Origin of the sequence: Anatilimnocola aquadivae (genome assembly GCF_049819085.1) — a bacterium.
In the GTDB taxonomy this organism is placed as follows: Bacteria; Planctomycetota; Planctomycetia; order Pirellulales; family Pirellulaceae; genus Anatilimnocola.
In genome coordinates this window covers 4,627,455-4,640,364 of sequence record NZ_CP187419.1, presented here as the reverse complement: position 1 = coordinate 4,640,364, position 12,910 = coordinate 4,627,455, and the positions used below count along the sequence as shown (strand labels likewise).

Below are 12,910 nucleotides of genomic sequence, written 5' to 3'. Positions count from 1 at the left end.
CAGACAAACGGGCTACCTCCCATGAAGCGACGCTGCGTACTCGCGATTCTCACACTCTTCATCGGTACTCTAATCACCGGTTGTTCACCTCCACCGATGGTGCAAGACAAGCCTGCCGATACGTCGCAGCCTCGTGAAGCGGAATCTGCCAAGCCAGTTCCGGCAGGCGAAAGCAGCAAGAGTCCGGCAAATCGAGACGTTCAACTCACATCGTTCAACGCTGCTTCTTCCGATGCGAACTGGGCCAACTTTCGCGGGCCGAGTGGCATGGGTACGACCGAGGCCACCGGCTTGCCGCTGAAGTGGAGCAAGGACGAGAACCTCGCTTGGAAGATTGAAATGCCGGGACCGGGCGCGTCGAGCCCCATCGTCTTTGGCGATCGCATCTACATCACGTGTTACTCGGGCTTCTTTGTACCCGGCGAGAAAGGTGACAAGGCCAATCTCAAGCGTCACCTGCTCTGCCTGAAGAAGAGCGACGGCAGTTTGATCTGGGAACAAAAGGTCGCCGCCAAGTTGCCCGAGGAAGACAGCATTCGCGATCACGGTTTCGCGGCGAGCACGCCGGCCGCCGATAGCGAGCGAATCTATTGCTTCTTCGGCAAGACGGGCGTAATTGCCTTCAATCACGAAGGCAACGAAGTCTGGCGCCGCGACGTCGGTGAGAGCACGCACAAATGGGGTTCGTCGTCTTCGCCCGTGATCTACAAAGACCTGCTGTTCATCAACGCCAGCGTCGAGAGCGAGTCGCTCTATGCCCTCGATCGCAAGACTGGCGAAGTGAAGTGGCAACAGAAGAAGATTGAGGACGCTTGGAATACGCCGGTCATTGTCCAAGCCCCTTCCGGCCGCACCGAATTGATCGTCACCAAGAAGGGAAAGGTGCTGGCCTTCAATCCCGAAACGGGCGAACCGCTGTGGAACTGCGACACCGACATTGGCTGGTACATGGTGCCCAGCGTGATTGCCAACGATGGCGTCGTGTATGTACTCGGTGGTCGATCGGGCAATGCCGCGCTGGCGGTGAAGGCGGGCGGCAGCGGCGACGTCACCGATACGCACCGCCTGTGGACGAGCATCAAGGGCTCGAATGTGACTTCGCCCGTCTATCTGGACAAGCATTTGTACTGGATGCACGAACAGCGGGGCGTGGCTTATTGTGCGAAGGTCGAAACCGGTGAAGTGACCTACGAAGAACGCTTGGAGCGGGCCGGTCAGGTTTATGCTTCGGCCGTACTGGCCGAAGGTCGTGTGTACTATCTCACGCGCGAAGGAAAGTGCTTTGTGCTGGAAGCCAAGCCTGAGTTCAAGCAACTCGCCGTGAACGATCTCAACGACCGCAGCATTTTTAATGCGAGTCCCGCCGTGGATGGCTCCAGGCTGCTCATTCGAAGTGACAAGTTTTTGTACTGTGTGGGCAAGTAGTCTCTCACAGCGAATACGGAGAGTCGGGGCTGTCATGCGAATCGGAATCATCGCGCTGCTGCAGGAGTCGAATACCTTCATCTCGCAGCCGACGACGCTGCAGCACTTTGAGCAGGACTTGCTGGCGACGGGCGAAGAGGTCCGCACGCGGTTAGCGGGAACGCAGCACGAAGTGGGCGGCATGTTTCATGTCCTCGACGACGCGGGCGTAGAAGTGGTTCCCATCTTCGCCGCCCGGGCGTTTCCCTTTGGCCGCATCGAGCGAGCTACGGCCGAGGAGCTGCTCAATCGCATGTTCGCTGCCTACGAAGCGGCCGGGCCGCTCGACGGCCTGCTCGTCGCGCCGCATGGAGCGACGGTCAGTGAACCGTGGCCCGATTTTGACGGCCATTGGCTCAGCGAACTACGCCGCCTCTCGCGGGCCGATCTGCCGATCATCGGCACACTCGATCCTCACGGCAATCTCTCCCAGAAAATGATCGACGCCTGCGATGCCTTCATCGCCTATCGCACCAATCCGCATCTTGATCAACGGGCCCGCGGCATCGATGCTGCCCGGCTGATGATCCGCACGGTGAAGGGCGAGCTACAGCCAACGATGGCGGCAGCGTTCCCGCCGATGGCCATTAACATCGAGCGGCAATGCACTCACGACGAGCCTTGCTACTCGCTCTACAAACTGGCCGATGATCAGCTGAACGACGACCAGGTGCTGACCAACAGCATCATGCTCGGCTTCCCCTATGCCGATGTGGCCGAACTGGGAACTGCGTTCATTGTGGTCACGAACAACAATCAGGCACTGGCCCAGCAACTGGCGAATCAACTGGCCGGCTACTTGTGGGATCATCGCCAGGATTTCGAGGGCCACCTCATCAACATCGAGCAGGCACTCAACCAAGCCACGCAATTGCCCGGCCCGGTCTGCTTGCTCGATATGGGCGACAACGTCGGTGGCGGTTCACCGGCCGATGGAACCTTGCTCGCCCAGGCGATCCACGAACGAGGCCTCGCTGATTCCTTTGTCTGTCTCTACGATCCTGCGGCAGTGGAACAATGCACGACTGCAGGCATCGGTGCCAAGCTGTCGATCTCGATGGGCGGCAAGACCGATTCTCTCCATGGGTCGCCCCTCGTTGCCGAAGTCGAAGTGCTTGGACTCTACGACGGCAAGTTCGAAGAAACGCAAGCTCGTCACGGTGGCTTCACCAAGATGGATCAGGGAGCGACAGCCGTCGTTCGCACCGCCCGTGGCCTGACCATCATGCTTACCGCTCGTCGTGTGCCCCCCTTCAGCTTGAAGCAGATCACGACCTTCGGCATCGAACCGGCCAAGTTCAAATTGCTCGTCGCCAAGGGAGTGAACGCGCCGCTCGCCGCTTATCGCGAAGTGTGCAAGAGCTTCGTGAAGGTGAACACGCCCGGCTGCACATCAGCAGACCTCGAATCATTCGCCTACCAGCATCGTCGCCGGCCGCTCTATCCGCTCGAACGCGATTTTGAATGGTCGCCGTAACTACTCTTCATTGGACGCCCGCATCGGCCCATCCTGCGCGGTGATGCCAAACAGTCGTTGCCCGGGGTGCAGCATCGCCGCATCGAGCGCTTTGCGAGCGCGACGCAGAACGGCCTGCAGATCATCTGCGTGACTGGCTTCGGCCACTCCAATAGCCACCGAGACGCGCGTCACGCCTGCCCGCTTCGGCAGCGGATAGCGACTGACAGCTGCTTGAATTCGCTGGGCGATATCGAGCGCGTCGGTTCCTTGAATGCCTGGCAGCAGAATCGAGAACGTGTTGTCTTCGAGTCTCGAGATCTGGTCGAGATCGCGCAAGCTTGCTTTAAAGATCTGGGCCGCCACGCGCACGACAATCGAGCCAGCCGAAACGCCATGCTCGTTGCGAATCTTCTCCAACCCGTCGAGCTGCACGAGCAACAGCGAGAGCTTCGTCTTCGGCAGCTTCTTCAAAATCGAGAGCCGCTCGATCATGTTGTCGAAGAAGATCGGCCTGCTGGAAACTTGCGCAGCGGGATCGTCTTCGGCAATCTCTTGCGCGACCGTCTCGTACAGCCATTCGTCGCCAACGACGGGCTTGCCAGTCTTGGCGGGCGTCGAAGGTGCCCGCGTGTTTTCGAGCTTGATCGGGTGATTGGCAAAGCCATCGTTGAAGTGGCCGCAGTTACGGCCCGCATGTTTTGAGGCGTACAGCGCTTCGTCGGCACGTTTCACCAGCGATGCTTCCGTTTCGCCGATGACCAGCTCAGCGAGGCCAGCGCTGGCCGTCACGCGCAGCTCGCGACCTTCGTAACGAAAGCGAGCCGAGGCAATCGCCAGGCGTGCCTTCTCGGCTGTTTCACGAGCAGCGCCAAAGGTTGCCCCGGGAAAGACGATGGCAAACTCTTCACCGCCGTAGCGAGCGACGAGGTTCGCTTCGGCCGTTGATTGCCGCAGCACACGGGCCACGCCGCGCAAGATTTCATCGCCGGCCTGGTGACCGTGCGAGTCGTTGAACTTTTTGAAATTGTCGACGTCGATGATCATCACCGACAAGGGGCGCCCACGTTGCTGATAGTCATCGACGCAGCGGCGCAGTTCATCTTCTAATGCGCGGCGGTTGGCCACTTGCGTCAGCGGATCGGTGCGGGCCTCGACGGCATGCGACTCAATCTGTCGAGCCTGCGCCTGCAGGCGATCTTCGGCCGCTTGCAGCTGAGCCTTCATTTGCTCGTTGACGTCAATCAGCTTGTTGACGGTCACCAGCACATCGGCTTCATCGGGCTTGTCGAGCGAGGCTAGCTCGTCGCTGATCTCTTCGACTTTATGCGAATGCTCGTCCACTTGCTGGGCCACGCGTCCGGCCAACTCTCGCAGTTTGCCGAGCGTTTCTTTTGCTGCTTGCTGCGTGCCGGCTTCTTCCTCGTGAATCACAAAGGCCGCGCGCAATCGCCACCCAGTGAACGCTAGTGCAGAGACTAGCGCTAGGGCGACGACGGCGATAATGACCCACACGACCATGAGCGGAATGCTTCGAAGTGACAAGTACGAACAATCGCAGACATGAAAAGGTCTGCAAATTCACCACTTAGAGCTACGTTGCCAGCAGCGAGTGTCAAACAGGGTAGAGGGAATCACCCCCTACGCGGCGTGTTCGCGCCCGCATCCTCTCGAATTGCCGGCGATGAAAGAACAAATGGACACCCCAATCGGCAAACCTCCTCCAGTCGTATGCGTACGAATGATCGCTACGATCGCGCCATCCGGTCTGCACGACCCGCGCGTCACTTGTTTTGACGGGCTTCGAGCGTTCTATTAAGAGCGAATCGAATCGGGAAGGCGAGGTTCCTGCCGAGCCATGGCGTTGACTCAACGACCTCGGCTGAGCACGAGTCTGGCCTTCCCAAAAAACTGCCCGAACAGTTGAGTTCACTACACGATACGAGGAGTTTGCGATGAAGAAATTGACAGCTGTGGCTCTGGGATGTGCTGCGTGGCTGATTGCCGCCTTGGCATCTGCCGAAGTAAAGACCGAGACCATCGTCAGCGGTTTGAATAACCCCTGCGGCGTGGCGATTCAACCAGAAACCGGCCACGTGTTCGTTTCGGACAGCGGCGCGGGCAAAGTAATTCGGATTGTGAATGGCAAGGCCGAAGACGTGATCGTCGGTTCGCCCAAGGACATCTACGGCAAGGGACCGATGTACGATATCGGACCCTTGGGATTGATCTTCCTCGACAAGAACACGCTCGTCGTCGGTGACGGCGGCTTCAAAGACGGCGAAGAATACGTCCGCGTCTACACCGTTCCGGAAGCTGGCAAAGCGGCTCTCGATTTCGATAAAGACGCCAAAGAAAAGATCGGCCCCCTGGCTGCCGATGGCGATGTAAAGCCTGAAGGCAACTTGTACGGACTGGCTGCCACGCCAACCGCCATCTACGTCACCTGCAATGGCGACGATACCAAGGGCTGGGTCGCCAAGATCGAACGCAACGGCACCAAGTTCGGCAAGCTCGAACGCTCGATCGCCACCAAGGAACAAGTCGAAGTCGACGCTCCCGTCGCCATCACCATCAATGCCGAGGGGCAAATCGTGGTCGGCCAGATGGGCGAAATCAACAAGCCCAAAGATGGTCTGCTCACCTTCTACTCGGCCAAGACCGGCAAGAAGTTGCTGAACCTCGAAACCGGCCTGTTCGATATCACGGGCCTCGCTTATGCCCCGAAGACCGGCTTGCTCTATGCCACCGATTTCGCCTGGATGGAACCCAGCGAAGCTGGCCTCTTCCGTTTGGACCGCGAAAACAAGGGTGGCACCCAGAGCATCAAGGCCACCAAGCTCACCAAGCTCGATAAGCCCACAGCCATCACCTTTGCCGACGACGGCACCGCCTACGTGACCATCGTTGGCACAAACAAAGAAGGCGAAACCGGCAAAGCCGGCGCGCTGCTGAAGATCTCGGGTCTGTAAGTTCATCGCCCATCTCCTGCGCTACCCGCCACTTCCCCTGCGTTTTCCTACTTCCGCGTTTTCCTTCCGCCCCCGCCCCTGCGGCGGGGGTTTATTGGCTTTTGCACTACCGCCTGGCAACATCGCCCGACCCGCTCGCGAACTCTCCCTGCCTTCCACTCCGCACTCAAAAGCTCTCCTCCACCGTTTGCACCGGAAACTTACTCGGCGGCGGTTCGATCCAGTTCCTCGGTACCAGCCGGCGAAAACCCTCCGCCTCTTGCACTAACCTGCCGCGTGCATCCACGCTGAACGCCGAGCCCGGCTTCGGCGTGTAGTTCTCCGGCGCTGAAGGATGCCGCTCCGTCGTAAACGCCGGCGCCGTCGACCGCAGGAATTCGATCGTAGGACAGGAAGAGGGAGAGCTTTTGCCTTGCCCTTCTTCCTTCCTCGTCTCTTCTCCTACCCGCCCCCGTCCTTCCTCTTCCCGCCCCCGGGCCTGCCCCGGGGGTTCAACGGCTTTTGCACTACCGCCCGGCAACATCGCGTTGCCAACTCGCTCGATCTTTGCCTCCGTTTTGATAACTTTTTCGTCGATAGTTTCAGCGATAACCACGTCGTCGCTATCCTCTACTGTATCCACGACTTCGCACGATTTCATAGCCGTTATTTCCGGCAATCTTCCGCCTTCGGTGATAACCGTTTGATAACCACTTGCGGACGTGCTGAAGACATCTTCCCGCCCTCGGCCTTCTTCCTTCCGCCCCCGGGCCTGCCCCGGGGGTTCAACGGCTTGTGCACTAGCAACCGGAAACATCGCGCTGCCCGTTCGCAAACTCTCCTCTGAACCCAGACCACTTTCCCAGCGCTCGCCCCTCACTTGGACTCTCTCCCCTGAGTACCAAGGTGAGGGAGCCAATGCAGCAGCAGCCGCTGCGTCGACGCGCATTCCTGCTTCATTCTGCATTCTGCGTTCTTCCTTCTCCCTTTCCTTCGCTTCCCACTTCTCCACTTCCGGCAGCGCCGCGTCGATCCACTTCCGCTGCTCGGCCATCCGCTCGTCGTATGTCATCTCAGGTTCTTCGGGCAGCCGATTCTTCGTCTCGAAGTCGACCGTCCCATCGAGTTTGATCCCTTCGAACTTCAGCATCTTCTCGCTCATGCGAATCGCATCGTTGAGAAACCGCGGATTGCCGTCGCGCGTCTTGATGGTCGACTCCTTCATCAATTCGCCCTTAAAAACGCGGTCTTTAATGGTTCCCGCAGCCTTTTGCGACTCCCGCCACTTCTCGCACATTTGCGAGTACCCCATGTCCAACCGTCGCTTGTGCTGCCGCGTCAGCATGTGCAATCGCTGGATCCGCCCCTGCTCGCTCTTGTGCTCCGTCTCGCGATTCGTCGTTAGCTCCGGCTCACCTTCCCAACGCTGCAGCTTGTGAAAAATCTTGCTCACCGCAGGCTGCGAGATTCCAAACTCCGCCGCCACCATCCGCTGCGAGACCCCATGCGTCGAGCATCGCTCGTAGATCTCCAGATCCCTCGGCTTCGGCGCGCGGAAGATGCTGTTTGTTTTCTTTTTCTTGCTCATGTTTCGAACTCCGGCGAAGAAAGAGGGGGAGAGTGGGAGTGAGGGAGAGGGGGAGACAAATGCCTGAAAGCGCATATCTATTTCCCTGGTTAACCGAGCCCTTGCGGCCGCTCCCCCCGTCCCCACTCCCTCTCCTCGGTACTCCGGGGAGAGGGTCGGGGTGAGGGGCTGAACTTTGCAACAACTGTGCGAAAACTCTGCCAGCAACTAGCGACCCAACGTCCATTCAACGGCCGCCAGCGGCTCGGTTAACCAAGAAAACCTACCTTCTCACCCTCGCACTACCGATCAAGTACTAACCAACTGCGCACGACATAGTGCGCACATACGAACCAATATCTCGCCCGGTTGATTCATTCGCAAGTACTTTTTCAAGAAAATCTTCTGGAGCCCGAAGTGCGGCTCTCAGCAAGAGCTATTGCCGGTCGAGTTGTTTCGACATGGGCTGGAGGGTGGCGTCGATGAAGGTATCGCGGTCACGGATGATCGCCTGGGGAAGGAGCATTTCGGTTGCGGTTTTGACATCGCTGTTGCGGACCACGGCAGTGCCGATGGCGAGCACCTCGACCATGCTGGCGCCGATTTCGTGAATGAACAGCTTGGTGCCAATCACGGCATCGGCTTTGATGTCGGTCGCTTCGCGATGAATGTGGCCAAGGCAGTTTTCGCGGGCTTCGTAAATCAAGCGAGTCACGGCATTCACTTCGCCCCGTGAGAGGCCACTGAAAATGGCGCCAATACCTTGCGAAATGCCGATGGAATAGACGCTCGTGCCCAGCAGCAACCGCAGCGGTTGATAACCCAACTGCGCGAGATTCCAGAGTTCTTCGCCGGTGAGTTCGGAGGTCACCGGGCGGTCGTATTTATGCAGCGCGTGATTCACCGAGGCGGTACCCACCATCAGCATTTCGCGGGCACCGACGCCGAAGGACAGAATTTTGGTATGAATATCGACGACGGCATTCGCGCCGCAGGCCGCTGCCTCTTGTTCCAGCCGTTGCAGAGCCAAATGGCGCGTGTGGTTGTACATCTGCGAGTACTCCTTTACTTCACCGCCCGCCATACCGCGCAGCGCGCCCATGATGCCTCGTCCGACACCCATCGCGTAGGCAATATTGCCCATCACAAAGTGGCGCGGCTCGTAGCCGGCATCGAGTTGGCAGTAAAGATCTTGCCCCGTACAGGCGGACGTGAAGAAGGGCAGGTTCGAGCGAGTCGATTCGACAGCCGAGCCCACGGCAATGAATTCCTGCATGCCGCCAATCTGCTTCAGGTCCGACATCACGCCGGTGATTCCGCCCGCCTGCTTGGCTTTCGCCTCTTGCTCCATGCGCGCGAGTGCTGCGTGCCGACCTTCGGTAATCAACTGCGTGAGATTCTCGATCTCGCCCCCCGAGAGCGTTTTGAAGCTGCTCGACAAACTGCCGACGAAGCCGAGAGACTGCACGCTGTTGCCGACGACGATGCCGCCGGGAGCCCAGCCTTTTTGCGCGAGACAGTATAGTTCGTTGCCAGATAAGCCGGTGATGAGCATGGGGCGGATCGGGGTTAGAGGTTGGGGGACCGGGAGAAGGGGGACAACACGATACACACGCCCCCGGGCCTGTCCTGGGGGTTCATTGGCTTTTGCACTAGCTGCAGGGTGGCCCCGGCTGTCGTGCAGTCGCAATACGGCAGTTATTCGTCTTTGAGCTGGGAGAATTGGAGTTCGTTTCGCTTCGATCTGCAATGCTGGCAATAAAGGGCGGGCCGTTGGTAGCGCAAAAGCCAATGAACCACCGCCGCAGGGGCGGTGGCGTTTAAAGAGGATTGCTCTGACGTGCCGCCCCTCGCCTCTCGCCGCGCTCACGGCTAATATTGGGAAGGTCCAACTTCATTCACTCAGCAGAGATTGCCCACGCATCATGGAATCTGAATGGTACAACCGCGTTGAAACGCTGCAGCTCCGGGTCGGTCAACTTCGAGACAGTCTTTGACTACGACAACAAGCTGAGAAAAGTAGCCGAGATTGAAGCGCGGATGAGCGCCGCCGACTTCTGGAATAACCAAGACAAGGCCCGCGATACCATGGGGCAGCTGAAGGCCCTGCTGGCGGTAACCAAGCCCTTGCAACGCACAGTGAAAGGGACGGAGGACCTGCCTGGCCTGCTGGAAATGGCTGAATCCGACGAGAGCCTGGCGGGCGAAATTGGGACTGAGATCGGCGAACTCGAAACGCTGGTCGACGATCTCGAATTAAAGGCCCTGCTGAATGGTCCGCACGATTCGTCCAACGCGATCATGAGCATCTACGCGCGCGATGGTGGCACCGACGCCAACGATTGGGCCGAGATGCTGCTGCGCATGTACATGCAGTACGCCGCCAAGGTCGGCTTCGAGTTCACCGTGCTCGATCGGCTCGATAACGACCAGGCGGGCATCAATAGCGCGACCGTGGCGATTCGCGGACCGATGGCCTATGGCTTTCTCAAGGGAGAGAACGGCATTCATCGGCTGGTGCGAATCAGCCCGTTCAACTCGGAAGCAAAGCGACAAACAAGCTTCGCGGCCGTCGATGTTTCGCCGGAAATCAACGACGAATCCGAGATTGTGGTCGATTGGGCAAAGGACGTGCGCGAAGAAACGATGCGGGCCGGCGGTGCGGGTGGCCAGCACGTCAATAAGACCGAAAGCGCGATTCGCCTGACGCACTTCGAATCGGGCATTGTTGTGAAATGCCAAAACGAACGGAGCCAGCATCAGAACCGCGCGCTCGCGCGAAAAATGATGCTTGCCCGCTTAGCGCGGCTGGCTGATGAGAAACGCGAGGCCGATAAAGATCTGCAGTACAAGGCGAAATCGAAGGTGGGCTTTGGCTCGCAGATTCGCAACTACTTTTTGCATCCCGACCAGCGCGTGAAGGATCAGCGCACTGGTTTCTTGATTAACAATTTTCATCAAGTACTGGATGGGAACATCCAGGGCTTTATCGACTCGTACCTGCGCTGGCGAATGAAGATGGGCGGGGAAGATGTCGGCGAGAGTCACGAAGACGATGATTAGGCTCCTGCCCTCGTCTTCTGACCTCTGACCGGCAGCTTTACGCCGAAGGCGCCGGTGTCGATGGCGGTTCGGGAATGACCGGTTCAATTGCAGGTGTTACATCCGCGAGCGGAATCGGAATCGGCACCGTCGCAGCGGGAATTCCAATCGGTTCGACCGGAATGCGCGCGGTTCGCAGCACCGACATGCTGCGGGCCGGAATGGTCAACTTGGGTTCCGATTCGGGTGTCGAGACCGCTTCGGGAACCGTGGTGGAAGTGTACAGGACGATTTCCCAAGGCGTGCTGTTGCTGGCCCGTGGTGGCAACTGGAAGCCAATGGGCTCGGAATGCGCATTGAAGAGGAGCAGCAAGGTATCGCCGAAAATAGGATTGCCCTGTTCGTCGGTTTCCGGAATGGCATCGCCCGCTAAACGCAGGGCGAGGGTACGGACGAAACCGGCGTTCCAGTCCTGATCGGACATTTCGTTGCCGACGGTGTCGAAGAACGTGATGTCCTTGATTTCTGAACCACGCAGGGGGCGGCCGCGGAAGAAGGTTCGCCGGCGCAGCACGGGTTGCTCCGAATGCAGGCGAACCGCCTGCCGCACGGTATCGAGGAACTTCTTCTGTTCGTCGTTCAAGTCCCAATTCAGCCAATTCAATTCGTTGTCTTGGCAGTAGGTGTTGTTGTTGCCATTTTGGGTGTGCCCCAATTCATCGCCAGCCAGGATCATCGGCACGCCTTGCGACAGGAGCAACGTGGCCATGATGTTTCGCTTTTGCTGTTCGCGCAGGGCGTTGATTTCGGGATCTTCGGTGGGCCCTTCGGCACCGCAGTTCCAGCTTTCGTTGTCGTTGGCGCCGTCGCGATTGTCTTCGCCGTTGGCCTGATTGTGCTTCTCGTTGTAGCTGACGAGATCTTGCAGCGTGAAACCGTCGTGGCAGGTGACAAAGTTGATGCTTGCGTAGGGCTTTCGTCCGCTGTGGCCGTACAAGTCGGCACTGCCGGCCAAACGCGTGGCAAATTCATTCACCGTGCCACCGTCGCCGCGCCAAAAGCGGCGAACGCAATCGCGATACTTACCGTTCCACTCGGTCCACAACGCGGGAAAGTTACCCACCTGGTAACCACCTTCGCCGAGATCCCAAGGTTCGGCGATGAGCTTTACTTGCGACAGGATTGGGTCTTGGTGAATGATGTCGAAGAACGCGCCCAGCTTGTCGACTTCGTGCAGTTCGCGGGCGAGCGTGCTCGCCAGATCGAAGCGGAAGCCGTCGACGTGCATCTCCAGCACCCAATAGCGCAAGCTGTCCATAATCAGCTGCAACACGCGCGGATGACGCATGTTGAGCGTGTTGCCGCAGCCTGTGTAGTCCATGTAGTAACGCTGGTTATCACCGACGGTGCGATAGTAGGACGCGTTGTCGATGCCGCGTAGCGACAGCGTCGGGCCCATCTGGTTTCCTTCGGCCGTGTGGTTATAAACCACGTCGAGAATCACCTCGATGTTCGCAGAGTGCAGGGCCCGCACCATCGATTTGAACTCGCGCACGGCGGAACTGCCGCGACTGCTGGAGTATGAAGCTTCCGTCGCAAAGAAACCGAGCGTGTTGTAGCCCCAGTAATTCGACAGCCCTTTTTCGAGCAGGTGACGATCTTCCAGATGATGATGCACCGGCAGCAGTTCGATCGCAGTGACGCCCAGTTCTTTCAAATGGCGGATGACCGGCTCGCTGGCGATGCCCGCGTAAGTGCCTCGCTGTTTTTCTGGCACCAGCGGATGCAGCTTGGTGAGGCCGGTAACGTGCGCTTCGTAAATGACGGTACGATGCCACGGTGTGCGCGGCGGAGCATCGGCGCCCCAGGTAAAGGCCGGATCGACAACGACGCCCAGCGGAGCGTACTGCGCATTATCGCGGGCATCGAACGAAAGATCGCCTTCGGCGTGACCGATCTCGTAGCCAAAGTTCGCATCGTGCCACTTCGTCGTGCGGCCTAGCGCGCGGGCGTACGGATCGAGCAGCACTTTGTTCGGGTTGAAGCGATGGCCGTTGTGCGGCTCGTACGGGCCATGCACGCGATAGCCGTAAAGCTGGCGCGGCAACACTTCCGGAAAGTAGCCGTGCCAGACCATGTCGGTCTGCTCGGGGAGAGTGATGCGATGCGACTCGCCCTTGCCCTTCACGGAAGCGAACAGGCAGAGCTCGACCTTGGTGGCGTTTTCGGAGAAGAGCGCGAAGTTGACTCCGCGGCCATCCCAAGTCGCTCCCAGTGGATACGGTTGTCCTGGCCAAACTCGCATGAGGTCGTCCTAACTGAGGCCTTGCGGCCCGCTCTATATGATGCCAGCGGAGAGAGCCAGCTGAGGGATGCTTGCGTGCAAATATCTATGCGATTGTAGCGGTTCACGCTCGCAAGACGAGGGGC

8 protein-coding genes are annotated in these 12,910 nt (G+C 58.8%); 4 read left to right on the top strand and 4 right to left on the bottom strand.

Features of this window, described 5'->3' with window-relative positions; genetic code table 11:
• Window positions 1–21: 21 nt before the first annotated feature.
• Both NA78x_RS18310 and NA78x_RS18305 read left to right on the top strand, forming a co-directional pair.
• Window positions 22–1,425 (top strand): PQQ-binding-like beta-propeller repeat protein, encoded by a 1,404-nt coding sequence (locus NA78x_RS18310; protein WP_425613816.1) that lies wholly within the window; start codon window positions 22–24, stop codon window positions 1,423–1,425.
• A gap of 34 nt (window positions 1,426–1,459) precedes the next feature.
• Window positions 1,460–2,941, top strand: a complete 1,482-nt coding sequence (locus NA78x_RS18305; RefSeq protein ID WP_425613815.1) for a M81 family metallopeptidase — start codon at window positions 1,460–1,462, stop codon at window positions 2,939–2,941.
• Here the strand turns inward: NA78x_RS18305 and NA78x_RS18300 are convergent, their stop codons facing one another.
• Window positions 2,942–4,465, bottom strand: a complete 1,524-nt coding sequence (locus NA78x_RS18300) for a GGDEF domain-containing protein (RefSeq protein ID WP_425613814.1) — start codon at window positions 4,463–4,465, stop codon at window positions 2,942–2,944.
• A 410-nt stretch (window positions 4,466–4,875) separates the two neighbouring features.
• Between NA78x_RS18300 and NA78x_RS18295 the strand changes: the two genes are divergently transcribed.
• The gene (locus tag NA78x_RS18295) at window positions 4,876–5,892 is read left to right on the top strand and encodes a hypothetical protein (RefSeq protein ID WP_425613813.1); all 1,017 of its coding nucleotides are present in this window, start codon (window positions 4,876–4,878) and stop codon (window positions 5,890–5,892) included.
• A 166-nt stretch (window positions 5,893–6,058) separates the two neighbouring features.
• Here NA78x_RS18295 and NA78x_RS18290 read toward each other — a convergent pair whose 3' ends face one another.
• Both NA78x_RS18290 and NA78x_RS18285 read right to left on the bottom strand, forming a co-directional pair.
• The gene (locus NA78x_RS18290) at window positions 6,059–7,459 is read right to left on the bottom strand and encodes a hypothetical protein (protein ID WP_425613812.1); all 1,401 of its coding nucleotides are present in this window, start codon (window positions 7,457–7,459) and stop codon (window positions 6,059–6,061) included.
• A gap of 415 nt (window positions 7,460–7,874) precedes the next feature.
• Complete coding sequence (locus NA78x_RS18285; protein ID WP_425613811.1) at window positions 7,875–8,993, bottom strand: heavy metal-binding domain-containing protein; 1,119 nt, start codon at window positions 8,991–8,993, stop codon at window positions 7,875–7,877.
• Between the two features lie 370 nt (window positions 8,994–9,363).
• Here NA78x_RS18285 and prfB point away from each other — a divergent pair.
• Window positions 9,364–10,501 (top strand): peptide chain release factor 2 gene (gene prfB, locus NA78x_RS18280; RefSeq protein ID WP_425613810.1). Its coding sequence is split into 2 segments (ribosomal slippage): window positions 9,364–9,432 and window positions 9,434–10,501, totalling 1,137 coding nucleotides; the frame shifts between segments, so codons are not numbered across the junction.
• Between the two features lie 37 nt (window positions 10,502–10,538).
• Here the strand turns inward: prfB and glgX are convergent.
• Window positions 10,539–12,785, bottom strand: a complete 2,247-nt coding sequence (gene glgX, locus NA78x_RS18275) for a glycogen debranching protein GlgX (protein WP_425613809.1) — start codon at window positions 12,783–12,785, stop codon at window positions 10,539–10,541.
• Window positions 12,786–12,910: the final 125 nt, after the last annotated feature.

What these genes read in the sequence shown, in the direction of transcription:
- NA78x_RS18310 (WP_425613816.1), top strand. Translation starts at nt 22, where the DNA reads ATGAAGCGACGCTGCGTACTCGCGATTCTCACACTCTTCATCGGTACT.
- NA78x_RS18305 (WP_425613815.1), top strand. Translation starts at nt 1,460, where the DNA reads ATGCGAATCGGAATCATCGCGCTGCTGCAGGAGTCGAATACCTTCATC.
- NA78x_RS18295 (WP_425613813.1), top strand. Translation starts at nt 4,876, where the DNA reads ATGAAGAAATTGACAGCTGTGGCTCTGGGATGTGCTGCGTGGCTGATT.
- NA78x_RS18290 (WP_425613812.1), bottom strand. Translation starts at nt 7,459, where the DNA reads ATGAGCAAGAAAAAGAAAACAAACAGCATCTTCCGCGCGCCGAAGCCG.
- NA78x_RS18285 (WP_425613811.1), bottom strand. Translation starts at nt 8,993, where the DNA reads ATGCTCATCACCGGCTTATCTGGCAACGAACTATACTGTCTCGCGCAA.
- glgX (WP_425613809.1), bottom strand. Translation starts at nt 12,785, where the DNA reads ATGCGAGTTTGGCCAGGACAACCGTATCCACTGGGAGCGACTTGGGAT.